Source organism: Spirillospora sp. NPDC047279 (assembly GCF_040643285.1).
Lineage (GTDB): Bacteria > Actinomycetota > Actinomycetes > Streptosporangiales > Streptosporangiaceae > Spirillospora.
Window position 1 is genome coordinate 43,583 of record NZ_JBEYUA010000009.1, and the last position, 22,722, is coordinate 66,304.

General features: G+C 73.2%; 19 protein-coding genes. 14 read left to right on the plus strand and 5 right to left on the minus strand.

What is annotated here, in order from left to right:
• The first annotated feature begins 154 nt into the window (after positions 1-154).
• Positions 155-1,441: an MFS transporter gene (locus ABZ810_RS23370; protein ID WP_358406354.1), complete on the plus strand. Its 1,287-nt coding sequence runs from the start codon at positions 155-157 to the stop codon at positions 1,439-1,441.
• Here the strand turns inward: ABZ810_RS23370 and ABZ810_RS23375 are convergent.
• Positions 1,414-1,617, minus strand: a complete 204-nt coding sequence (locus ABZ810_RS23375; RefSeq protein WP_358406356.1) for a hypothetical protein — start codon at positions 1,615-1,617, stop codon at positions 1,414-1,416. The two genes, ABZ810_RS23370 and ABZ810_RS23375, sit on opposite strands and share 28 nt — an antisense overlap.
• Positions 1,618-1,692: 75 nt before the next feature.
• Positions 1,693-4,512, minus strand: a complete 2,820-nt coding sequence (locus tag ABZ810_RS23380) for an AAA family ATPase (RefSeq protein ID WP_358406357.1) — start codon at positions 4,510-4,512, stop codon at positions 1,693-1,695.
• A gap of 252 nt (positions 4,513-4,764) precedes the next feature.
• On the opposite strand from ABZ810_RS23380, the gene ABZ810_RS23385 reads away from it, so the two are divergent.
• The 3 genes from ABZ810_RS23385 to ABZ810_RS23395 all read left to right on the plus strand — a co-directional run bounded on the left by ABZ810_RS23385 (position 4,765) and on the right by ABZ810_RS23395 (position 8,139).
• On the plus strand, positions 4,765-5,307 hold the full coding sequence (locus ABZ810_RS23385) for a hypothetical protein (protein ID WP_358406360.1): 543 nt from the start codon (positions 4,765-4,767) through the stop codon (positions 5,305-5,307).
• Positions 5,304-6,695, plus strand: coding sequence for a hypothetical protein (locus ABZ810_RS23390; protein WP_358406361.1), 1,392 nt, complete (start codon positions 5,304-5,306; stop codon positions 6,693-6,695). Before ABZ810_RS23385 ends, ABZ810_RS23390 begins: the two co-directional genes overlap by 4 nt.
• A gap of 103 nt (positions 6,696-6,798) precedes the next feature.
• Positions 6,799-8,139, plus strand: coding sequence for a hypothetical protein (locus tag ABZ810_RS23395; RefSeq protein ID WP_358406363.1), 1,341 nt, complete (start codon positions 6,799-6,801; stop codon positions 8,137-8,139).
• Here the strand turns inward: ABZ810_RS23395 and ABZ810_RS23400 are convergent.
• Entirely contained in the window at positions 8,108-8,677 is a 570-nt protein-coding gene (locus ABZ810_RS23400) for a sigma-70 family RNA polymerase sigma factor (protein WP_358406364.1), read from the minus strand. The genes ABZ810_RS23395 and ABZ810_RS23400 overlap by 32 nt on opposite strands.
• Before the next feature lie 157 nt (positions 8,678-8,834).
• On the opposite strand from ABZ810_RS23400, the gene ABZ810_RS23405 reads away from it, so the two are divergent.
• The 3 genes from ABZ810_RS23405 (at position 8,835) to ABZ810_RS23415 (ending at position 14,252) form a co-directional block, all read left to right on the plus strand.
• Positions 8,835-9,563, plus strand: coding sequence for a Crp/Fnr family transcriptional regulator (locus tag ABZ810_RS23405; protein WP_358406367.1), 729 nt, complete (start codon positions 8,835-8,837; stop codon positions 9,561-9,563).
• 110 nt (positions 9,564-9,673) lie between these two features.
• Positions 9,674-11,041: an oxygenase MpaB family protein gene (locus ABZ810_RS23410; protein WP_358406370.1), complete on the plus strand. Its 1,368-nt coding sequence runs from the start codon at positions 9,674-9,676 to the stop codon at positions 11,039-11,041.
• A complete protein-coding gene (locus ABZ810_RS23415) occupies positions 10,989-14,252 on the plus strand; it encodes an AAA family ATPase (RefSeq protein WP_358406371.1) in 3,264 nt (1,087 codons plus the stop codon). The genes ABZ810_RS23410 and ABZ810_RS23415 overlap by 53 nt, the downstream gene beginning before the upstream one ends.
• On the opposite strand, the gene ABZ810_RS23420 is transcribed toward ABZ810_RS23415, so the two are convergent.
• Positions 14,246-14,431: a hypothetical protein gene (locus tag ABZ810_RS23420; protein WP_358406372.1), complete on the minus strand. Its 186-nt coding sequence runs from the start codon at positions 14,429-14,431 to the stop codon at positions 14,246-14,248. The genes ABZ810_RS23415 and ABZ810_RS23420 overlap by 7 nt on opposite strands.
• A gap of 178 nt (positions 14,432-14,609) precedes the next feature.
• On the opposite strand from ABZ810_RS23420, the gene ABZ810_RS23425 reads away from it, so the two are divergent.
• From ABZ810_RS23425 to ABZ810_RS23435, 3 genes are all read left to right on the plus strand, one after another.
• Entirely contained in the window at positions 14,610-15,029 is a 420-nt protein-coding gene (locus ABZ810_RS23425) for a hypothetical protein (protein ID WP_358406374.1), read from the plus strand.
• A gap of 326 nt (positions 15,030-15,355) precedes the next feature.
• Complete coding sequence (locus ABZ810_RS23430) at positions 15,356-16,747, plus strand: hypothetical protein (RefSeq protein WP_358406376.1); 1,392 nt, start codon at positions 15,356-15,358, stop codon at positions 16,745-16,747.
• A gap of 6 nt (positions 16,748-16,753) precedes the next feature.
• Positions 16,754-17,113 carry a hypothetical protein gene (locus ABZ810_RS23435; protein ID WP_358406378.1) on the plus strand — a complete coding sequence of 120 codons (360 nt, stop codon included), beginning with the start codon at positions 16,754-16,756 and terminating at the stop codon, positions 17,111-17,113.
• 79 nt (positions 17,114-17,192) lie between these two features.
• On the opposite strand, the gene ABZ810_RS23440 is transcribed toward ABZ810_RS23435, so the two are convergent.
• Entirely contained in the window at positions 17,193-18,563 is a 1,371-nt protein-coding gene (locus ABZ810_RS23440; RefSeq protein ID WP_358406380.1) for a glycoside hydrolase family 16 protein, read from the minus strand.
• 291 nt (positions 18,564-18,854) lie between these two features.
• Here ABZ810_RS23440 and ABZ810_RS23445 point away from each other — a divergent pair, with 291 nt between their 5' ends.
• The 4 genes from ABZ810_RS23445 to ABZ810_RS23460 all read left to right on the plus strand — a co-directional run bounded on the left by ABZ810_RS23445 (position 18,855) and on the right by ABZ810_RS23460 (position 22,610).
• Positions 18,855-19,835, plus strand: a complete 981-nt coding sequence (locus ABZ810_RS23445) for a LacI family DNA-binding transcriptional regulator (protein WP_358406383.1) — start codon at positions 18,855-18,857, stop codon at positions 19,833-19,835.
• Positions 19,836-19,848: 13 nt separating this feature from the next.
• Complete coding sequence (locus ABZ810_RS23450; RefSeq protein ID WP_358406385.1) at positions 19,849-20,874, plus strand: zinc-dependent alcohol dehydrogenase family protein; 1,026 nt, start codon at positions 19,849-19,851, stop codon at positions 20,872-20,874.
• Positions 20,875-20,918: 44 nt separating this feature from the next.
• A complete protein-coding gene (locus ABZ810_RS23455) occupies positions 20,919-21,383 on the plus strand; it encodes a PPOX class F420-dependent oxidoreductase (RefSeq protein ID WP_358406386.1) in 465 nt (154 codons plus the stop codon).
• Positions 21,384-21,485: 102 nt separating this feature from the next.
• A complete protein-coding gene (locus tag ABZ810_RS23460) occupies positions 21,486-22,610 on the plus strand; it encodes a glycerophosphodiester phosphodiesterase (RefSeq protein WP_358406389.1) in 1,125 nt (374 codons plus the stop codon).
• The last annotated feature ends 112 nt before the right edge of the window (positions 22,611-22,722 follow it).

Genomic DNA, 22,722 nt, shown 5'->3' on the forward strand with positions numbered 1-22,722 from the left:
AGTTCGCGGATTGTGTGTCTCCTGGTCTCGGTCCCCGAGAGTCGGCGGTGGTGTGACAAACGAACGCCCGTCACCAGTGGTTCCGGCGGGGGAATGCGTCACCGTACCGGAGATCACCCACACCGGCGCCGCGTCATGCGGAAAACTCACGTTCATGGTCACCGACGACGGCAGGGGAGGTCTCCGGCTGATCGCCGTGGACCGGTCATTCCGGCTGCTCTGGACGGCGCGCTCGGTCTCGTTCCTGGGCGACTCGCTCACCCTGGTCGCGCTGATGGTGTACGTGGCGGACACCACGGGCCAGGGCCTGGCGGTCGCGCTCCTGCTCCTCGTCGGCGACTTCGCGCCGTCCCTTCTCGGCCCGCTGACCGGCGTGGTCGCCGACCGGTTCGACCTCAAGCGGGTCATGATCGCCTGCGAGCTGGCCCAGGCGGCCCTCGTCGCGCTGATCGCGTTCGGCGTCACCGACGTCCCGCTCGCCGCCATCCTGGTCCTGGTCGCGCTGCGTTCGATCGCCGGGCAGATCTTCCAGCCCGCCTCCCGCGCCGTCGTGCCCGCGCTCGTCCGGGACCGCGACCTGGAGGGCGCCAACGCCGCGATCGGCTTCGGCACCAACGGCGGCGAGGCGCTCGGCCCCCTGCTCGCCGCCGTGCTCCTGCCCCTGATGGACGTCCGCGGCGTCCTCCTCATCGACGCCGCCACGTTCCTGCTGTCCGCCGTGCTGCTGCTCTTCCTGCCGGCGGCCCGCCCGGCCGAACGCGGCGAGCCGTCCACCGTCCTGGGCGACGCGGTCACAGGGCTCCGCTACATCGCCGGCACGCCCCTCATCCGCGCCGTGGGGCTCGGCTTCTTCGCGGTCGTGGCGTTCAACGGCATCGACGACGTCGCGCTGGTCTTCCTGGCCAAGGACACCCTGGACGGCGGCGACGCGGCGGTCGGGCTCCTGCTCGCCGCGGTCGGCCTCGGCCTCTTCGCCGGGTACGCCCTGCTCGCCCGCTCCCGCGTGCCGCTCGTGCCGCTGCTGATCGCGGGCTTCGCGATCAGCAGCGCCGGCAACCTGCTCACCGGCTTCGCCTGGGCCGTCGCCGCCGCGTTCGCGGTCCAGGCCACCCGCGGCATCGGCCTCGCCGCCATGGACGTGGCGACCAACACCCTGATCCAGCGGAACGTGCCCGCCGACCTGCTCGGGCGCGTCTTCGGCTCCCTCTACGGGGCCGTCGGCGTGGCGGCCGCCCTGTCGTACGTGTTCGGCGGCCTGCTGCTGGACGTCACCTCGCCGCGGACCGCGTTCGTCGTCGCCGGAGCCGGCGGCCTGCTGGTCACCGTCGCCACCGCCGTCGCGCTCCGCGGTGGTCAGGGCGGTGGCCAGGGCGGTGGCCAGGGCGGTGGTCAGGGCGGTGGTCGGCGCGGCGGTCAGCGTGACAAGGGCGGCGGATCCTGAACGCCCGGTCCGCCCGCACCGTCCGGGGCGGTGCCGTGCCGCGCGTCCGGTTCGAGCAGCCGGAGCAGCCCGAGCCAGCCGGAGAACGGCTCCGGGGCCGGTGCCGTGCCGTCGTCCCGGGTCACCTGACCGCGTACCCCGTCCGGTGTCTGCTCCAGTTCGACGATGTAGCGCACGTCGCCTCCTGATCTCGGTTGCGACGCTAGAAGACGACCGCGGCGAGCGCCTCTGGGACCGCCCCGGGGACATCCCTAGGGCGGACCCGTGCGGGCCAGCGCGGCGGCCAGCGCGGTCCGCGACGTGACACCGGTCTTCGCGTAGACATGGCCGAGGTGGTATTCGACGGTCTTGACGCTCAGCACGAGCTCGCGCGCGACCTGCCGGTTGGTCAGGCCGGTGGCGACCAGCCGGCTGACGGCCAGTTCCTGCGGCGTGAGGCGGGCCGGTTCGTCCCGGCCGCCCGCAGGCTGCCGGCCGCACGCGGCGAGTTCCTGGTCGCAGAGCCTCAGCAGGGGCCGCGCGCCGAGAGCGGCCAGCACGGACCGGGCGGCGCCGAGCTGCGCGGCGGCCTGGCCGCGCTTGCCGCACCGGCGCAGGAACCGCCCGTACGAGAGGCGCAGGCGCGCCTCCTCGAACGGCAGGTCGACCCGGGCGATCTGGCGGAGGCCTTCCTGGAAGGCGGATTCGGCGGGGCCCGGCTCACGGCGGGCGGCGTGCAGGTTGCCGCGGCAGCGCGCCGCCGCGGCCAGCGCGGAGTGGCGCCCGCAGGCGACCGCCCGGCCGGCGAAGGACTCCAGCAGCTCCTCGGCCTGCGCGTCGTCGCCGGCGGCGACCAGCGCGTCGATGAGGAGATCCTGCCAGGGCAGGATCCCGGGCTCGTACGGCGCGCGCGTCGGCTCCAGGTCCAGGAACGGGCGCAGCGCCGCGATGACGCCCTCGTGGTCGTTCCGCCCGGCGGCCAGGTGCGCGCTGGTGTAGGCCGCGTAGCCGAGGGCCGTCGCACTGCCCACCCGCCCGGCGTGGTCGACGGCGGCGTCCAGGTGGGCGCGCGCGTGGTCCCAGTCGCCCCGGCACGTCGGCACCAGGGCGGCCATCGCGTACGCCATCGGCGTCAGCCACGCCTGCGCGGTGCCGTCGGCGATGGACACGGCGGTCTCGCCGTGCACCAGCGCGTCGTCCCACCGGCCGAGCCGGAACTCGGCCTGCGCGAGCAGCCAGCCCGCCAGGCCGCGGAACTGCGCGGACCGTTCCCTGCCCGCGTCCCAGATGCCGAGGAGGTCGCGCCGCGCCCGTTCGAGATCGTCGGTCCAGAGCCGGACGGCGGCGTGCCCCAGGAGCGCGTCGAGCTCCCGGAAGGTCGCCACCGCCGGGTCGGGCAGCCCGTCCTGGTGGGCCAGCGCCGCCGGGACGGCGCCTGAGGAGGCCAGGCCGATGACGCGCAGGAAGTGGGTCAGGTCGCTTCCGGCGTGCTCGGGACGCGGATGGGCGGCGCGCTCGGCCCAGAGCGCGGTCTCGGCGCCCTTCCCCTCCAGCGCGCACAACCGGGCGAGCTGCTCGGCGATCCGCGCGGCCAGATGCGGGTCCCTGCCCTGGTCGCAGAGCTGCCAGGCCTCGCCGAGCAGCGCGGCGGCCTCTGGCAGCCGCCCGTCCACCGCGGCGATATGGCCATGGACGTAGTCGCATGTCGCGGGGGCCTCGGCCCGGGAGAGGGCGGCCGACAGCGACCGTGCCTCCTCGGTCTGCCCGGCGAGCATCAGGGCCTCGAACGCGTCGACGGTGCGGCGGGCACGCCCGCCCGGCGTCCCGGACAGGCCGGCGGAGAGCGTGAACAGCTCGCCCGCCACCGCCCACGATCCCCGCTTCGCGTGGCCGCGGGCGTGCCCGGCCAGCTCCTCCGACAGCGCGGTGTCCGGCCCGAGCGCGGCCCGGCTGCGGTGGCGCAGCGCCTCGAGGCCGTTCACGCTGAGGTCGGCCGCTTTGCGGTGCAGGAGGGCACGGCGGGCGGGACCGAGGTCGCGGTACACGGCGGCGCGGTCCAGCGGATGGCAGAAGGCGATGGCCAGGCCTGCGGTCGTGGGGCGTTCGCGCAGCAGCCCCCGGCTCGTCGCCTCCTCCAGCGGCCCCAGGGGGGCGGCGACGCCGGCGAGGCGGGCGGCCGAGTCGAGCGGGCAGCTCTGGCCGAGCACGCCGGCGGCCTCCACCAGCCGCTGGGCCTCCGGCGAGCAGCCGGCCAGCGACGCCAGCACGAGCATGGCGTAGGAACGTGGCGCGGGCAGCGGCGCGGAGAGGTCGCACAGCTCCTTCACCGGGACCTGCTCCAGCAGGGCGCGGGCGTGCAGCGGGTTGCCCGCCGTGTGCGAGCCGAGCCGCTGGGCGGCGCCCGCCGACAACTCCCGGTCGCAGAGCCGTCCGCTGAACTCGACGAGATCGCCGGCGTCCATCCCGGCGAGGGCGAGGCGCTGGACGTCCTGGGTCGCCAGCAGGCGGCGCAACCCCTCGTGCAGGTACGGGTCGGCGCCGTCCCGGGTGATGAGGACGGCCATCACCTGGTCGCGGCCCAGCCTGCGGAGGGCGAACACGCACGCGTTGAGCGACTCGGCGTCCACCCAGCGGGCGTCGTCGATCACCACGGCCACCGGGCCGTTCCGCTGCAACTCGCCCAGCAGGTCGAGGAACGCGCCGCCGAGCGTGAACGCGTCCACGGGCTCGCCGGGGTCCACGGAGCCGAGGAGTCCGAGCGGCGCCGCGAGCGCGCCGGGGACCGGCGTGCCGCCGACGAGCCGCCTGAGCACCTCGAACGACAGCGCCTGCTCGGTGTGCTCGCCCGCGGCCCACAACACGTGCTCCGGCGCGTCCTGGTCGAAGAACCGCCGGACCAGCGTCGTCTTGCCGATCCCGGCGGGGCCCTCGACGAGCACGATGCGCGGACGGCCCGAGCGGGCGTGCTCCGCGTGGGCCCGCAGCAAAGCGAGTTCGGCGGTTCTGCCGACGAACACGTCGTCGGTGCGGTCGTTGCGAGCCGGGACCGGCATGACGTACCCCGTCGGTGGGCGTGCGGCCACCGCGTTCATGGAGGAATTGGACGCCTCCGATTGAGGGCACTGTGACTCCGCGAACGGCCACGTGCAAGCCATTTTCCCCTGCACCGGGGCGTCCGGAAGAGGTCGGACGCGCATGTATTTCCAGGGGTTACCCCGGGCTCTGGGGCCGCCGTCCCTAGGCGGGTCCCTGTCGCGGAGCCGCCCACGACCGGCACAAGCTGTGAGTGGATTCGTGCTCAGAGTATTCGGGGAGGCCTCGTGAACAGGCCGATGATTCTGGCGATGACGGCGTTGCTGGCCGGTGCGGCGGTCACCGGCTGCGGGGGCGGAAAGGGCGGCGGGAACGGGGGCGACCCGCCGGTGACGACCTCGCCGCCGGTGACGGTCTCGCCGCCGCTCTCGCCCGGCCCGGCCGGCACCACGACCGAGCCGGCACCGCCGGGCACCTCCGCGACGCAGGACCAGGGCTCGCTGCCCGCGCGGCTGGTCGGCGACTGGAAGAGCGAGGGGGGCAACGCGCTGATCTTCTACCGCTTCCGGCGCGACGGCACCTTCTCCAACGCCTCCGTCCTCAACCAGCAGCGGGCGAGCGGGGTCTTCGAGTTCATCATCGACGTCAGCGGGACGGCCGAGACCGATGGCGGCACGCTCACGCTCCGGGTGACCTCCGGAACCCACACGCGCAAGGACCCGGACGCCCCCAGCGGCGATTACACCCGGCCGGCGCGCAGGGAGACCGAGACCTACGCGTGGTCGGTCTCCGGATCCGTCCTGACCATGCGGGACGACTCCAGCGGCAACACGATCACCTACGACCGCCAATGACCGGGCGATGGGCGGCACCGCTGCGGGACGGCGCCCGGTCGGCCGCCGGGCGAGTCCGCCGGATCACCCGGCGGGGCACTCCCGCAGGCCGAGCGAACCGGCGCCAGCTCGTGGTGACGGCGCTGATCGCGGCCGGGGTCGCGGCGAGCGCGTTCCTCACCGGGCAGGCGACCGGAGAGTGGCAGGACATGACGCGGCAGGAGACCAAGCGGTCGGCCGCCGCGGTCGAGGACATCACCTTCGTCTACGGCGCCGAGGCTCCGCAGGCGGTGCGCGTGGCACTCGCCGAGGCGCGCGCCGGGACGCTCGGCCTCGACGCGGCCCTGCGCGGGGACGACGGCGAGATCGAACGCATCGAGGCGGCGTCGGAACGGCAGTACGTCTGGCAGCTGCGCTACGCCGAGAAGGGGAGGGGCACGCTGCTCGACGGCGACGCCTACCGCCGTCCCGACGGCTCGTACGACCTGCCGCGGCGGCTCGCGGCGACCAGGGCGGCGCACCCCGACCTCGTCCGGCTCGACCCGGACGACGCGCTCGCCGCGGGTGATCGCAAGGCGCGGTGGGCGGCACTGTGCGCCTCGGCGGCCGTCCCGCTGCTCGCCTGCTACTTCCTGACGCAGCTCCTGGAGCGGCGCCGGAACGCCGGCGGCGGGGACGGCGAGCGGGAAGGCGGGGAAGGGGAGGGAGGACGGGACGGCGGCACGGACGAGGTGGAGCTGATCCCGCCCGTTCCGGCCCGGCGCGAACCGCGGCCGTGGCCGGGGCTGGTGACCGGCCTCGCCTTCGTCCTCTTCACCGTCCTCGTCGCGCCGCAGCTCTACTTCGGCAACAAGGAGCAGCGGTCCCAGGCGCTCGCGGCCCGCGCGGGCACCCGGCTGACCGCGGAGATCCGGGCGAGCGGCGCGCTCGACGCGTTCCGCCAGGAGAGCCTGCGGATCGTGCTGAACAACGACCTCAAGGCGCACACGCGCGAGTACGTCAACCTCGACACCGAGGACGCGGAACTGGCGGTCCAGCAGCGGGCACTGGCAGGGGCCGACCAGGCGAGCCGCCCCCAGTTCGAACGGATCACCACCGCGATGAGCAGGGCGCCGGCCGCCCAGGACGGCGTCGACCCGCTGACCCGGGAACTCATGGGCACCACGCCGGCGGACTGGAAGGCGGGCCTGGAACGCCAGGGCCGGGCGCTCGACGCCGCAGAGGCGGCCTCGCGGCGCAACAACCTCATGACCGGAGCGATCCTCTTCGCAGGTCTCGCGCTGAGCATCAGCGCGGTCGCCATGGTCCGGGCCCGCGCCGAGGCCCCGGGAGCCGCCGCGCTGACCGTGGGAGCGGGCGCCCTGGTGGCCGCCTCCGTGGTGACCGTCGTGCTCGCCGCGATCCCGTGAACGGCCCGTCATGAACGAGACCTCCGGGCAGGCGGTGTATCAGGCCCGGATCTGGCGGGCTCTATACGGACGGTGGCGCAACGCACAGGGAGTGGTGTCGAAGATGGATCCATCATGTCTCTACCGGCCGTTGACGGTGGACGATGTCGTGCGGGTGGCGGTCCATCCGGACCGGCGGCCCACCCACCAGGCCAAGGTGATCGCCTTCGCGTACCACCGGCTGGCCCACGACCTGGCCCGGCATCTGGGGCGCGACGTCAACAACTGGTACTGCTACGCGGTCTGGGCGTCCAAGGCGGTCGGCGAGAACCTCGACCTCACGCGCGAGTCGCTCTTCCTGAAGGACGTGGGGACGCGGTTGAACGTGCCGGACCGGCTGCGCAGGCCGTTCCGGCGGACGCTCCTGGCCCTGCTGGGGCCGAGCTACCAGCTCGCGCTCGCGCTGGCCAACCGTGCGATCTTCCTGGAGATGGGCAGCCTCGCCGCCGAGTTGTGGGGCGCGGGCGAGGACTACTCGATCCGCGTCCGCGAGGCCCGGCGGCCGGTGCGCCGCCCGGAGATCCTGTCGAGTCTCCTGGCGCCCGCGGAGGAGGACCTGCTCGACATCGTCGTGCGGCTCTACACCAAGGCCAGGAACACGGCCGATCCCGCCGGGCGGGCGGAGCTCGTGCTCGGCGCGAACGTCGCGCTGGTCGCCTACGAGCAGCAGCGGGCGCAGCGGCTGCTGGAACTGATCCTCAACCGGCCGCCCCGCTGGGTGCTCCAGGCGTCCTGGCGCTGGGTGTGGAGCGCGGTCACCCGGCGGCCGTTCCGCCGTCTGGCGATCTACACCGCGCCGCACGCGGACCAGCCCTGGCCGGTGCGCAAGGCCGAACGCCGGTGGGCCCGGTTCTACACGCACCGGCTGATGGTCATGCGGACGCCGCTCGGCAGGATCCAGCTCGGCAGGCCGCTTCCGCCGCCGGCGGGCGTGGACCCCGAGACGGCCTGGGCGCCGATCCGGGACCCCGAGGTGCGCGCGCTGGTCGAGCGGTTCCTGCCCGCGGACTTCGAGCGGGCCACCGCCGGTGTCGGCAACTGGCTGCGGTTCGAGGACCGGATGCGTTTCATCGTGGCGTACTTCCGGATGTACTCGGCCGTTCCGGGGCTCTTCGACCCGCCGTTCGGGCGGGCGGCGCTGGACGAGCTCGTGGACGAGATGAACGAGGGCCGGTCGCCCGAGCCGCTGCGGGAGTGGCGGCAGCGGGAGGACGAGCGGCGGCACGGCGGGCCCGCCCGGGGTGTGCGGGGACTGATCGTCCGGCAGCTGTACCGGTCCCCGTTCCACTCCGATCCCGACGCGGCGGAGCTGGCCGGCCTCGACCTCGAGGCGTACGCGCACCGGCGCCCCCTGCGGCCGGAGGCCGGCCCGGTCAGTCCAGGCACTCCAGCAGGTCCGGGGTGACGCCGCGCGCGGCGAGCAGGCCGCGCAGCCTGGCGAGGGTCCGCGCCCGGGAGGGACCGATGCTCCCGATCGGGCGGCCCAGGACCTTCGCCAGCTCGACGTAGCGGAGGTCGGGACGCCCCGTGAGCGCCGCGAGGAGCTCGCGCTGGCTCGCCGGGAGCTCCGCGGCCGCCTCGGCCAGGGCGAGGTGGAACCAGGTGCCGGTCAGCCGCCGGTCCACCGAGGCGGTCGCGGAGTCGGTGCCGGGACCGTCGATCGTGTCGAGGTCGTCGGTGCTGATCTCCCTCGATCGTTTCAGGAGTTTCATGGACTCCCGGACGGCGATCGTCGTCAGCCAGGCCCCCAGCCGCGTCTCCTGCTGCAGCCGGTGAAGGTTCTGCAGCGCGAGGAGCCAGGTCGTCTGGATGACGTCCTGGGCGTCGTCATGGCTGAGCCGGAAGTGCCTGATGCGCGAACGGAGCATGCCGCTGTAGTTCTGGACCAAACGCCGCCACGCGTCGTCATCGCCATTGCGGGCCGCCGAAACCAGAGCGGTCACTTCCCGTTCGCGACCTTCGGTCGGTGAGGTCGTCATGCGACCGACGATCCGCCGGGTCCGCGTGAGGCGCTGTCCGCGCGATTACCGGGCCGCTGTAATCCAGCGCACAGCTCTCGCGGATGGGGCCAGGACGTCGATTCGGGTTTAGAGTGCGCCTATGGAAAGGCGCGTGAACGGCGTGCCGGAGATCGTTCCTCCCGGGCCGGCGCGACCGATCGACGAAAAGCTGGCGGAGATCCCGCTGTTCGCCGCCCTCGGGCGGGACGGCCTCGAGACCGCGGTGGCGGCCGGGCTCGCGCGCCGCTACGGCGCCGGCCAGATCATCGTGCACCAGGGCGATCCGGGTGATCGCCTGTTCGCCGTGCTGGAGGGCCTGGTCAAGGTCGTCCTCACCACGGCGCAGGGCGACGTGGTCGTCCTCGACATGCTGGGGCCGGGGGAGACCTTCGGGGAGCTCTCGGTCCTGGACGGCGGGCCGCGCTCGGCCTCGGTGATCGTCGTGGAGACGGCGTGGCTCTTCTCGGTCTCCCGGCCGCAACTGCTGGCCCTGATGCGGGATCATCCCGCGCTCGCGGACGAGTTCCTGCGCGTTCTGGGCGCCCTGGTCAGGCGGCTGACCGAACGCGCCGCCGACATGGTCTCCCTCGACCTCGGCGGACGGCTGGCCAAGGCGCTCCTCCACCTCGCCGCCAAACACGGCGAGTCCGGCGGAAAGGTCATCGACCGGGCATTCACGCAGTCGGATCTCGCCGCGATGGTCGGCGCCTCACGGCCCGCGGTCAATCGTGCCCTGGCCGTCCTCGCCGCGCGCAATATAATTTCGATCAATGGCCGTACCATCGTCCTCAAGAATATCGCCGAGCTGCACCGGCGCAGTGTGCGCTGAATACCCGTTGTCCGCTTATGGCCGGAAGGGGCGACGGCATATAAAAATGAAGTCCGGCTCCCGGATAATTCGCTAAGGTAATTTCAGGGGCGAATACACGGGGTGACGCCATGCATGTTCATGAACGCGAATCCGATCACGGCGCGGGGACGCGCTGGACCGACGACGAATTCCGGCGGCTGCGCGGAATGGGCGACCCGGAGATGGACGGCCTGGTCGCCGCGCGACGCCGGGCCGACCCGAGCCTCCGCGCGCCGACGGCCCTGATGGGATCCCTGATGAAGGAGCTGGGCGCCGAGCCCGAGGGCGCGCTCGGCGGATTGGCCGCGGGCATCACGCCGCCCGCGTGGGGGCGCGACCGGCAGCGGATCGAACGCGGGCAGCGGATCTTCACCGACTACGGCCTCTACCAGGCGGCCGCGCTCTTCTTCGCCTGCCTCCCGCTGGCCTACGCGGCGCCCGCCGGCGCCAAGGTGCTGATCCACGCGTCCGACCTGGCCAACGGCCAGGTCAGCCGCAGGCTCGCCCAGACCGGACAGATGCTCATCGACCTCATGGGCATGCGCGAGCCCGCCGACGGCGAGCCGGCCTCGCTGGAGCCCGGCGGACGGGGGCTCAGGAGCGCGATCGGCCTGCGGCTCCTGCACTCCTGCGTCCGCGCGGTCGTCCTCGACCTGGAGGAGGAGCGGGCGTGGGACGCCGCGGCCTACGGGCCTCCGGTCAACCAGGAGCTCCTGCTCGCCACGCTGCTCGACTTCTCCCTCGTGACATGGGAGGTGATGGAGCGCATGGGCGTCCCGACCGGCGACGGCGACCGGGAGGCCAACCTCTACACCTGGAGCGTCTTCGGCCACCTCATGGGGGTGGAGTCGTGCCGGCACGGCCCGCTCACCCTGGCCGACGCCGACGTCGTCGGCGACCGCATGGGCCGGCTGTTCGAGTCCACCGAGGAGGGGCGCCGGCTGATGGCCGCGCTGCTGGAGGAGATGGAGGACTTCATGTTCCTGGGCTGCCGCAAGCTGCCCAGGAGCCTGATCCACTGGCTGTTCAGGGAAACGGACGCCGGTGTCGCGGAGGTGCCCCGTCTCCTCGGTGTGCCGCGTCCGGCCTGGTGGTCGGCGCCGCTCTTCGCCACCGCCGCCGCGGCGCAGCGCTTCTCCTGGCTGCCCGATCCGCTGCGGCCCGTCGTTCGCCGGCTGATCCGCAAGGCGGGGCGGGCCGTCGTGATCGCCTACGCCGACCGGCACGCCGGCGGCCCCGCCCCGTTCCAGATCCCCGCCGAGGTGGCGCGCGGCTGGCGGATCCGGCAGAGGCCCGCCGCGCGGCAGGTCCGCGACGTGCGCCGGCACCTGCGCGATGCCGCCCGCGCCCCGCTGCGCCCGCTGCGGCAGGCGGCCGGACGGCGAAAGGAGGAGGCTCTCCGCCATGGGTCCCCCCGTACCCGGAACGCTGACCACCGCCACTCTCCTGTTCACTGACCTCGTCGATTCGAGCAGCACCCGGGCCCTTCTGGGGGAGGAGCTCGCCGACGGCCACTTCGGCCGGATCTACCAGCTGCTGTCCCGGGTCACCGCCGCCGCCGGGGCCGTCTTCACCAAGAGCCTCGGCGACGGCCTGATGGCGGTGTTCGAGTCCGCGACGGCGGGCCTGGACGCGGTCACCGCGGTGCAGCGGGCGATCGCCGAGGAGAACGGCCGCGCATCGGTGCCGATCGCGGTCCGGGCCGCGCTGAGCGTCGGCGACGTGCGCTGGGACGAGCACGACGTCAGCGGCCTGCCCACCGTCGAGGCGGCGCGCCTGGTCGACCTGGCCGAGGGCGGGCAGGTGTTGTGCACCGAGCTGGTGCTGCGGCTCGCCCAGGGGCGGAGCGGGCACGAGTTCACCTTCGTCGGGCGGCTGCCCGCCAAGGGCCTGCCACGGCCGCTGCGCACCTACGAGGTGATGTGGCGCGACGTGGGCGGCGAGCGGCGGGCCCGGCCGCCCTCCTGGCTGGACAACGGCCATGTCCTGCCGTTCGTGGGCCGCGAGGGCGAGCTCGCCGCCCTGGCGGCCGACCTCACCGCGGCCGAGTCCGCCACCCGGGTGGTGATCCTCCAGGGCGAGCCCGGCGTCGGCAAGACGCGCCTGGCCTCGGTCATCGCCGGGCGCGCGGCCGACCGGCGTTTCACCCTGCTGGCCGGGCGCTGCACCGATCCGGCACGGCAGGCCTACGAGCCCATCGCCGCCGCGGTGGAACGCCTGGCCCGCGACGTCCCCGAACTCCTGGTGCGCGCCGGCGTCGACCAGCGGTGCGGGCAGCTGGTGCGGCTCGCGCCCTCGCTCGCCGCCCCGCCGCTGTCGCTGGCCGTGCCGGCCGCCACCGAGCCGGTGTCCGAACGTTTCCAGCTCGCCGCCGCGGCGCGCACCCTGCTCGAAAGGCTGGCGTCCGTCGGCCCGATCCTGCTGGTCATCGACGACCTGCAGTGGGCCACCGCCGAGTCGCTGACGATGTTGCGCACGCTCGTCTGGGAGTCCGAGGGGTTGCCGCTGCTGATCCTGGCCACGTCATGGCCGGTGCCGGCGGACGCGGCGGGCGCCGCCGCGGCCGAGCTCCACCGGCTGGAGGCCGAGAGCCGGGTCGTCCGGGTCGATCCGTTCGAGATCGGCGACGTCGGCGCGGCGCTGGACGCCGTCGGCGGCCCGTCCGGGCACGGCGTCCACGGCGACCCCGCACGGCTGCACACCATCACCGGCGGCAACGCGTTCCTGGTGAGCGAGGTGATCAGGGAGCTGATCCACGGACGCGACCTGGACCGGCTGACCGTGCCCGACTCGGTCACCCGGATGGTCGTCGCCCGGCTGGCGCAGCTGGGGCCCGACGCCCGGCATCTGGCCGGCCTGCTGGCGGTGGGGGAGCGGATGGGCCTGGCGGCGCTGCGGCTGGCGCTCGGCATGGACGAGATCTACTTCGTCGACACAGTGGAGGAGGTCATGGCCACCGGGCTGGTGACGATGACGGCCTCGGGCGAGTGCCTCTTCTCCCACGAGCTGACCAGGTCCGCCGCCTACCAGACGTTGTCCCGGCCGCGCGCGAGCCTGCTGCACGGCAAGGTCGCGGACGCGCTCCGCAGGTCCGACCCGATGGTCATGGAGACCCGCCCGTACGTCGTCGCGACGCATCTCCTGGCGACCGCGCGGCGCGGCCACGATCTCGAACGGGTCGGCGAGGCCGCCGACGCCGCCGAGCACGCGGCGCGCCAGGCGCTCGCCCGGCTCGCCCACCAGGAGGCGGTCACCTGGTGCCGCACCCGGCTCGACCTGCTCGACCGGGATCCGGCCACCACGCCGGAGCGGCGGGCCGAGGCGCTGGTGGAATGCGGGCGCGCCATGTGGCTGGCGGGCGACCCGGCCGCCCGCGAGACCCTCGCCCGCGCGGCCGCCCTCGCCGACGAACGCGGCCGCGCCGACCTGGTCGTGGCGGCCGCCCTGGCCGAGGATCGCGGGTTCTTCAGCATGACCGCCACGGTCGACGCGGGCCGTGTCCGGCTCCTGACGCGCGCCCGCGAGCTCGTCAACCGCGACGACCTGCGCACCCGGGCCCTGCTGACCGCCCAGCTGGCGGCCGAGCTCACCTGGGCGCCCGACGACGACCGCCGGTTCTCGCTCGCCGACGAGGCGCTGTCGCTGGCGCACGAGGCGGCCGACCCGGCGACGCTGGTGCGGGTCCTCGGCCTGCGGAGCCTGACCGTCATCCCGGCCGAGTCGCTGGAGCGGCGCGTCCAGGAGGGCACCGAGATGCTCGGCGCGGCGCGGCGCACCGGCGACGACCTCGCGCTCTTCCACGCGACGTTCCAGCACATCCCCGCGCTGCTGGAGACGGGCGACATGGACGAGGTGCGGGCGTCCCTGGAGGAGTCCGGGCGGCTGGCCCGGCGGCTGGCGCAACCCCATCTGGTCTGGCTGGTCGTCATGTGCCGGACGAGTCTCACCCTCTTCGGCGGCGACATCGACGGCGCCGAGCGGGGCTCGCTGGAGGCGCTGGAGCTGGGGTCCGCGCTCGGGCGGCGGCTGGAGGCGCTGGCGTTCCACTCCGAGCAGCTCTGCGAGATCCGCCGCCTCCAGGGGCGGCTCGGCGAGCTGCGCGGGCGGTTGCGGCGCGCCTCCGAGCACCCGCAGATCGACCCGGTGCACGCGGTGCTGAGGTTCCTGTGCGAGCTGGACGACACCGAGGCCGGGCCCGCGCTCGACCGGGTCCTGGCCGCGCAGCACGGGGTCCTCCCACCCCGTGACCTCGCACAGCGGCCGGCGCTCGACAACCTGGCGTACGCCGCGTCCCGGCTGGGCCGCGCGGAGCTGTTCGGGCCGCTGTACGAGGCGCTCACGCCGTTCGGCGAGTCGTTCGGCACCTCGGCGGTCGGGCATCACTGCGGGCACCACTACCTCGCCCATCTGGCGGCGGCCGGCGGCGACCACGGCACGGCGAACGATCATTTCGCGTCGGCCGCGGAGGTGCACGAGCGCTGCGGCGCGCCGTTGCTGATGGCCGAGTCGCTGCTCGACTGGGCGGACCTGGCCGAACGGGGCGGTGTGACCCGGCGCGGGGAGACCGCTCCGGATCCGGACGGGCTGCGGCGCCGCGCCGTGGAGCTGGTCGCGGGCAGGGGCGCGGTCCTGCTCGACGACCGGCTGGCGCGGCACGGCGCTCACTGAACGGCCGCTGCCGGTCCGGGGAAGCGGTACCTGGCGAGATGGTCCTCGAAGTCCCAGTCGGTGAGGAACTTCTCGGTGGCCCTGAAACCGTTGTCGTAGAGCTCGAGGAGGGAGACGCCGCGGCCCAGCGCGCCGAACGGGGGACCGTCGAGGAAGTCCCGGTAGTCCTCATCGTTCACGATCCGACCTTTCTTCCCCGGGATCCGTGCTGCCGTCACTGGATAGAGGGGAGGCGGCCCCGTTCAGATACATCCGCGCCCGGCGTATCAGTGGCCCGGGCCCGCGGCTCTTTACCTGTGACAGCGGCCGCCCGCCCGGCGGGCGAGACCGATGAGCGGTTCATAGGGGAGAGTGCTCATGCAGACGAACGATGTGCAGGTCACCAGGGTCTACACGACCAACAAGCTGGGAGCCGCGCAGGACAACACGCCGAACGAGCTCGGCGGCACCCGGCTGACCGAGTTCCAGCTGGTGCTCAACGCGGAGGCCGGTGACAACCTGGGGGACCTGAAGGCCGCCTACACCCTCATCATCAGCGCGGCCTCCATCTCCGGGGGCACCACGACGTTCGCGCGGCGCGTGCTTTCCGAGACCATCACCGCCGGGAAGTTCGGCTGGACCGACCTCGGCGCCAACGCCGGATACGCGAAGGCGGAGAACGTCCTGGTCCAGGCCGCCGACTTCCCGGCGGGCGACGCCTACCGGTTCACCGTCACGCTGCTGGCCGGCAACGGCATCGTCTCGACGCAGAACAGCAACGAGTTCGTGGTCATCTGATCGTCTCGGCGCACCGGCACGGGGTCTCGCCTTCCGCGGACCCCGTGCCTGTTCCGGAGAACGGGGCGGGTCTTTCGATGAAATGCGGCAGATGTGCCGGGGACGATTCCCCGGGCCACCCGGTGTGCGCGCGCTGCGAACAGTGGCGCCCGATCCAGCCGATCAGCGTCCAGGTCCCCGGGCCGGTCAACAACGATCACACGGTGCCGCCCGCGCGGATCGACGCCCCGGCGCGGCAGGTCACGTCGTCAGGACCGAGCCCCGCTCCGGTCGCGCGAGGCCGAAGGCCGCTCGCCCAGGACACGACGCGCTATCTCTGCGTCGCCATGCAGACCGATCGCCGGCTGGCGGCGGCCACGCTCGAGCAGGTGCTGGACGAGCCGCACAAGGCGGTCGCATCGTCCCCGGGAGTCGACCTGGCCACCGTGCTCAAGTACGCGCTGGCCGCGCGTGACCGGCAGCGGATCCGTGACCTTGTCCTGGCGTTGCTGCCGTTCTGGGCGGTGCTCGGCCTGCTGTCCGATCCGGCCGTGATGCCGATCATGCTGGCGCTGCTCGCGGCCGGCATCTTCATCGCGACGTGGGCGGTGCTCATCACCGAGACGCTGGTCACCTACTACCGGGTGATCTTCCCGTTGCTGCGGAGGGAGGCGTTCGATCCCGCGGACGCTCCCGAACCGCGGTCTCCCCACGACAGGGCCAGACTTGCCGAGATCGCGGCGAGCGACCGCGGCAACGTCGTCGTCTCCGCGTCCTACCGGCCCTTCCCCGGCTACGGAGGTGAACTCGAAACGTGGTCGGTGACGCTCAACATGGCCAAGGCCGAGGAGGGGGAGTCCGTCATCCCTTTCCAGGTGCACGAGCTGTACGACCATGTGGGCGACGCCATCGGCGGGCTGGGCCTGCCGGGCGTGTCCGTCGAGGACAGGCTCGTGGTCAATGGCCGGGATCTGCTGCGCGGGCTCGATCCGCAGGTGCGCCGGGCCGTCCTCCCCGACCCGCTGGGCACGCCGGTCCTCGACATCGACGACGCGCTGATGCGGCGACTGCGCGATGACCTCATCGGCCACGCCCGCCCGTACCTCACGGTCTTCGTGGCGGGCTGGAACGGTGAGCTGGTCGTCACGATCTTCCTGCGGCTCGCGCTCCTTCCGGGCCGGGACCTGCTGTTCGTCGAAGCCAGCTATCTGCTCCTGCCACCGTCCCGGGACCGCTACCGCAAGGTGGACGGGCTGCTGGGCCACCCGACGGGGAGGCAGCTGTCGAACATCGCCTGCGAGTCCTTCGTGCGTTCCTTCCTGGCGGTGCCGCAGGGGCTCGCCGCCACGCTGAGCCTGCTCCGCGGGCCGTGGAACGGCTGGACGAAGGCCAGGCGTGACCGGCGAGCCATCCTCTTCGACCGCACCTTCAACTACGGCACCGAGTTCAGTGTCCGCGAGCGGAGCAACGACAACTCCTACTTCCGCTACTTCCAGAAGCTCGACCAGGAGCTCTACGTCAAGACGGTCGAGCGCCGGATCTTCGACGCGATCACGGACTTCATGGAGCGGCACAACATCGACACCAGCGACTTCTCCCAGCGGCAGATGACGATTCTCAACAACGGCGTCTTCGTCACCGGCCAGGGCAGGGTCGACGCCCAGAACATCGCCGCGGGCAAGGGCTCGGCCGCGGGTGCGGCGGCCCGGCAGAACCAGCCACAACCACAAGCGAGGTGATCGATCTTGAACGAGAACAGCGGGATCAGCGTGAGCGGCTCGGGGAGCATCCGGTCGACGACGATCGCGGTGGGGGACCGCTCCACGGCCGTCACCAACCAGGGGGAACGGGCCGACGAGTTCGCCGGGCTGCGGCGTGAGCTTGCCGCGATCATCGTCGAGCTGCGCGGGATCGCTCCGGGCGATCCCGGTCTGGAGAAGGCCGTCTCCGCCGCCGAGGAACTGAACGAGGAGCTTCAGGCCGAGGAGCCGGACAAGAACAAGGTCCTCCAGCTTCTCGCCAGGCTCGGGGTGCGCGTCGAGAGCATCGGCAACATCGCCGCCGCGGTCGCCGCCGTCGACACCGGTTTCCGGGCCCTGCTCTGACGGGGCACCGGCGACACGGGCTCCCGGCATCCGCGGGGATGCCGGGAGCCCGCTCGCACGGCCGGGGGCCTCGATGGCCTCAGTGGCCGAAGCGGAACCAGTTGACGTTGACGAAGTCGGCGGGCTGGCCGCTGGTGAACGTCAGGTGGACGTCGTGCACGCCGGTCACGGCGGAGATGTTCGCCGGGACCGTGCGCCAGCTCTGCCAGCCGCCGGTGTCACCGACCGCGAAACTGCCGATCGGCGCGTTGGACCGCGAGTCGAGCCGCACCTCGACGAGGCCGCTGACCCCGCCCGCGCCGCTCGCGACCCGCGCGACGAACTGCCGCGCGGGCGACGAGCCGAAGTCGACCCCGCGGTAGAGCGCCCAGTCCCCGTTGGCGGCCCAGCCGAGGTTCTGGCCGCCGCCGCTGTCGGACGTCGTCTCGACGCCCAGCCCGGACTGGCCGTCGAACGACTCGGCCTGGATCGTGCCGTAGGCGTCGCGGGAACCCGGCGGGTCGGTCGGTCCGCCGCCCCCGCCGCTCTGCCACACCGCGACGTAGTCGACCAGCATCGGGCGGCCCGAAACGGTCGAGGCCGTCGGGGTCGTCTGACCGGCGACGCCGTCGGGGAACGCGCCGCCCATGGCCACGTTGAGCAGCAGGAAGTAGCCGCCGTGACCGGTCATGTCGCTCCAGGTCGTGGCGTCGAACTGGGACTGGTTCACGCCGTGGAACTGCTGCCCGTCCACGTACCACCGCAGCTGGTCGGGACTGACACCGCGGTCCCACTCGAACCGGTAGGTGTGCATCGCCGACTGGCAGGACGACCCCGGGCAGGCGCGGCCGGCGCCGAGCCCGGACGTCTCGTTGCAGGGTCCGCCGGGGTTGACGCCGCAGTGCAGGACGCCCCAGACGGAGTTGATCCCGTTGACGTTCTCCATGATGTCGAACTCGCCGATCGCCGGCCAGTTCCAGTAGTCGCCGCGGTAGGGGGCGCCGAGCGCCCAGAACGCGGGCCAGTAGCCGAGCGCCTGCGCGCCGGTGACGTTCGGCATCTGGATCCGGCCCTCGATCCGCAGGATCCGGCCGTCGGCGGGCTTGAAGTCGGCCCGGCGCGTCTCGAGCCGTGCGGACGTCCATTCGCCCGAGCCGGAGCGGATCGGGGTGATCCGCAGGTTGCCGCCGCCGTCGAGGCCCACGTTGGCCGCGTCGGAGGTGTAGCGCTGGATCTCGCCGGTGCCCCAGTTGCCGGGGCCGCCGGGATAACCGTGACCGATGTCGAACTGCCAGTTGGACGAGGACGGAGGTGATCCGGCCGGTCCGTCGAAGTCGTCGCTCCAGACCAGGCTCCAGCCGGCGGGCGGCGGGGGCACGGAGGCCTGGGCGGTGAGAGCGGCTGCCGGGATCGCGAGGGAGACGAGGACCGCGAGTGCGGCTCTCCGCCATGAACGGGGTGGACGGGGCATGACGGGGCCCTTCCGCAGGGGGAGCGGTGGATCATTGCGATAGGCGCCTGCGCGTCAATGTCATGCGGGGAAAAGCACGTGTCAAGGCGGCGAGAGAGCGCTCTCGTGCCTAGACCAGTCGCCGCCCGCCCGGCGCTGTCCTGCTGGAAGGTGGGCGTACCAGCACGATCAGGCCCGCGCCGGACTGGCCACATGCGGACGGGAAACCGTTCTCCTGCCGGTCCCGGCGCCCTTGACCCGCGTACGACGCGCGGCGGAGGCTCGGAGAGAGCGCTCTCACGAGGAGTCGGCATGAAACGACCCACGCTGGAGGCGGTGGCGGCGCGCGCCGGGGTGTCCAGGGCGACGGCCTCGCGCGTGGTCAACGGCTCGGAGACCGTGCACGCCAAGATCCGCGACGCCGTCCTGCGCGCCGTCGACGAGCTCGGCTACGTCCCCAACTCCTCCGCGCGCAGCCTGGTCACCCGCCGGACCGGCGCGATCGCCCTCGTCGTGTCCGAGCCGCCGTCCGCCGAGGACCCGCTCTTCTCCGTCATCGTCCGCGCGGTGGGCCGGGAGCTGGAGCACGCGGGCAAGCAGGTCGTCCTCATGCTCGCCTCCACGCCCGCCGGCTACGACCGGGTCGAACGGTACGTGGCGGGCGGGCACGTCGACGGGGTCATCCTGCTGTCGACGCACGGCGCCGACCCGCTGCCGGCCGCGCTCGCGCGCACGCACGTCCCGGTCATCGCGCACGGCCGCCCGGTCGCGACGGCCCGCCTGCCGTACTGCGACTGCGACAACGTCGGCGGTGCCCGCGCCGCGGCGCGGCATCTGCTGGAACGGGGGCGGCGGCGCGTCGCCAACATCGCAGGCCCGCCCGACATGCCGGCCGGCCGCGACCGGCTCGCCGGCTACCGCGAGGTCCTGTCGGCCGCCGACCGGCGCTCGCTGATCGCCATGGGCGACTTCACCCGGGAGTCGGGCGCCGCGGCGATGCGCCAGCTCCTCCTCGACGGCCCGGACCTGGACGCCGTCTTCGCGGCCACCGACCTCATGGCGATCGGCGCCCTGCACACCCTGCGCCGCGCGGGCCGCCGCGTCCCCGACGACGTCGCGGTCGTCGGCTTCGACGACATCGACGAGGCGCGTTACACCGACCCGCCCCTCACCACCGTCCGCACCCCGGTGGCGGCGGTCGCCCGGGCCATCGTCGCGCGCCTGCTGGTGCCCGAGCCGTTCGCCGAGCCCACGATCCTGCCGGCCGACCTGATCGTCCGGGACTCCTCCTAAGTAGTCTCACCCCATGCGAGCTGTGATGTACGAGGCGTTCGGCGCGCCCCTGGAGGTGCGCGACGCGCCCGACCCGGTCGCGCCGCCCGGCGGCGTGGTGATCAGGGTCGAGGCGACCGGGCTGTGCCGCAGCGACCGGCACGGCTGGCAGGGCCACGATCCCGACATCCGGGTCTTCCCGCACGTCCCGGGCCACGAGCTCGCGGGCACGCTGGCCGAGGTCGGCGCCGGCGTCACCGGCTGGAAGCCCGGCGCCCGGGTGGCCGTGCCGTTCGTGTGCGCCTGCGGCCGCTGCCGGTCCTGCCGGACCGGCGACCAGCAGGTCTGCGAGAACCAGACCCAGCCCGGCTTCACCCACTGGGGCTCGTTCGCCGAGTACGTCGTCGTCAACGACGCCGAGGTCAACCTCATCGCCCTGCCCGACGACCTGACCTACGCCGCCGCCGCGGGCCTGGGCTGCCGCTTCGCCACCGCCTTCCGCGCCGTGGTGACGCACGGGCGCCCGGGGCCGGGGGACTGGGTGGCGGTCCACGGCTGCGGCGGTGTCGGCCTCTCCGCCGTCATGACCGCCGCGGCCATGGGCGCCCAGGTCATCGCCGTGGACGTCGCACCGGCCGCGCTCGACCTGGCCTCCCGTTTCGGGGCGGCCGTCACGATCGACGCCTCCCGGACCGACGTCGTCGAGGCCGTCCACGAGGCCAGCGACGGCGGCGTCCAGGTCTCTCTGGACGCGCTGGGCAGCCCGGTGACCGCCCGCGACTCGATCGCCGGCCTCCGCCGCCGGGGCCGCCACGTCCAGGTCGGCCTCGTGCTCGAACCCGCCGAGCTCCCGCTGCACCTGGTCATCGGCCGCGAGCTGGAGATCCTGGGCAGCCACGGCATGGCCGCCCACGCCTACGCGCCCCTGATGGGGATGGTCCAGGCCGGAACGCTCGATCCCGAGGCACTGATCACCCGCACCATCACCCTCGACGAGGCGCCCGCCGCCCTGGAGGCCATGGACACCCCCGGCATCACCATGATCCACCCCCGCCCCTGAGGGGCGTCCTATGCTCGGGGGAACGACGAAGTGAGGAGTCTCGCGTGCCACGTGTGGCGGCTGCCGACCAGGTCGACCGTTCCGCTCTGCTGGAGTTCCTGCGGGAGAGGCACCGGGGGGTGCTGGTGACCGCCAGGTCCGACGGCCGCCCGCAGATGTCCCCGGTGACCTGCGGCCTCGACGCCGAGGGGCGGATCGTGGTGTCGACCTATCCGGAGCGGGCCAAGACGCGCAACGCGCGCCGCGACCCGGCGGTGTCGATCTGCGTGCTGTCCGACGACTGGGACGGGCCGTACGTGCAGGTCGACGGGCAGGCCGAGGTCCTGGACATGCCGGCGGCCCTGGACGGGCTCGTCGACTACTTCCGCGGCATCTCCGGCGAGCACCCGGACTGGGACGAGTACCGCGAGGCGATGGCCCGCCAGAACAAGTCCCTGATCCGCGTCACGATCGACCGCTGGGGCCCGATCGCCACCGGAGGTTTCCCGCCCGGCCTCGTCCAGTCCTGAAGATCGCGTGACCTTCGTCGGCTTGGAACGGTACATTCCGGGTCGCGCGATGATCATCTAGGGCGAGGGCCGCCCGCGATGGCGTCGCGGGAAGGAACCCAGATGGTCACCCCTGACTCCCGGGGACGCCGCAAGGCAGCGCTCGTGGCGTTCTCCGCGCTCCTGCTCCCGCTCCTGTTCGCCGTGGGATCAGCCCAGGCGGCACCCGAGGGGGCGCAGGCCCGCGGGCCGATCGTCATCGGGCACCGGGGCTCGGCCGGCTACCGCCCCGAGCACACCGCCGCCTCGTACGAGCTCGCCGTCCGGCTCGGCGCCGACTACATCGAGCCCGACCTGGTGCCCACCAAGGACGGGCAGCTGGTGTCGCGGCACGAGAACGAGATCGGCGGCACCACCGACGTGGCCGGCCGCCCGGAGTTCGCCGCCAGGAAGACCACCAAGACGATCGACGGCCGGTCGGTGACCGGATGGTTCACCGAGGACTTCACGCTCGCCGAGCTGAAGACCCTGCGCGCCGTCGAACGGCTCCCCGCCGTGCGGCAGCGCAACACGCTCTACGACGGCCGCTACCAGGTGCTGACGTTCCAGGAGATCATCGACCTGGCCGGGCGGCTGAGCCGGGAGCACGGCCGCCGTGTCGGCGTCTTCCCCGAGACCAAGCACCCGACCTACTTCCGGTCGATCGGGCTGCCGCTGGAGCCCGCGCTCATCGCCACGGTCAAGCGCAACGGCCTCGACCGCCCGGACGGCCGCGTCATCGTGCAGTCGTTCGAGCCGACCAGCCTGCACGCGCTCGGCAAGGCGCTGCGCGTTCCGGTCTGGCAGGCCATCGGCACCTCCGGCGCCCCGTACGACACCGTCGCCAACGGCACCGGCCCGACCTACGCCGACATGGTCAAGCCGGCCGGCCTGCGGGAGATCTCCCGCTACGCCGACTGGATCGGCCCGGACAAGTCGCTGGTGATCGCGCTCAGGGCGGACGGCTCGATGGGGGCGCCGACCGCGCTGGTGAACGACGCGCACGCGGCGCGCCTCAAGATCGGTCCCTACACCTTCCGCAACGAGAACCAGTTCCTGCCCACGGACCTGCGCAACGGCGCCGTGCCCACCGACTACGGCCGGGCGCTCGACGAGTACGGACGTTTCCTCGACGCCGGCGTCGACGCCATGGTCACCGACAACCCCGACACGGCCGTCATCGCCCGCACCGAGCACGCCGCCGGCTAGCCCGCCGGCCGCCAGGGCGCCTCCGGGTCTCCGGGGGCGCCCTTCGCCCGCACCCGATGAGACTATTACTTCCTCGTAGCGAGAATGATATTCTCGTCAGGTGTAAGCGAGG

Coding starts and splice junctions, on each gene's coding strand:
- ABZ810_RS23385 (WP_358406360.1), top strand. CDS start 4,765: ATGACGGCGTTGCTGGCCGGTGCGGCGGTCACCGGCTGCGGGGGCGGA.
- ABZ810_RS23405 (WP_358406367.1), top strand. CDS start 8,835: ATGGAAAGGCGCGTGAACGGCGTGCCGGAGATCGTTCCTCCCGGGCCG.
- ABZ810_RS23395 (WP_358406363.1), top strand. CDS start 6,799: ATGGATCCATCATGTCTCTACCGGCCGTTGACGGTGGACGATGTCGTG.
- ABZ810_RS23440 (WP_358406380.1), bottom strand. CDS start 18,563: ATGCCCCGTCCACCCCGTTCATGGCGGAGAGCCGCACTCGCGGTCCTC.
- ABZ810_RS23370 (WP_358406354.1), top strand. CDS start 155: ATGGTCACCGACGACGGCAGGGGAGGTCTCCGGCTGATCGCCGTGGAC.
- ABZ810_RS23410 (WP_358406370.1), top strand. CDS start 9,674: ATGCATGTTCATGAACGCGAATCCGATCACGGCGCGGGGACGCGCTGG.
- ABZ810_RS23415 (WP_358406371.1), top strand. CDS start 10,989: ATGGGTCCCCCCGTACCCGGAACGCTGACCACCGCCACTCTCCTGTTC.
- ABZ810_RS23390 (WP_358406361.1), top strand. CDS start 5,304: ATGACCGGGCGATGGGCGGCACCGCTGCGGGACGGCGCCCGGTCGGCC.
- ABZ810_RS23425 (WP_358406374.1), top strand. CDS start 14,610: ATGCAGACGAACGATGTGCAGGTCACCAGGGTCTACACGACCAACAAG.
- ABZ810_RS23450 (WP_358406385.1), top strand. CDS start 19,849: ATGCGAGCTGTGATGTACGAGGCGTTCGGCGCGCCCCTGGAGGTGCGC.
- ABZ810_RS23445 (WP_358406383.1), top strand. CDS start 18,855: ATGAAACGACCCACGCTGGAGGCGGTGGCGGCGCGCGCCGGGGTGTCC.
- ABZ810_RS23430 (WP_358406376.1), top strand. CDS start 15,356: ATGCAGACCGATCGCCGGCTGGCGGCGGCCACGCTCGAGCAGGTGCTG.
- ABZ810_RS23380 (WP_358406357.1), bottom strand. CDS start 4,512: ATGAACGCGGTGGCCGCACGCCCACCGACGGGGTACGTCATGCCGGTC.
- ABZ810_RS23460 (WP_358406389.1), top strand. CDS start 21,486: ATGGTCACCCCTGACTCCCGGGGACGCCGCAAGGCAGCGCTCGTGGCG.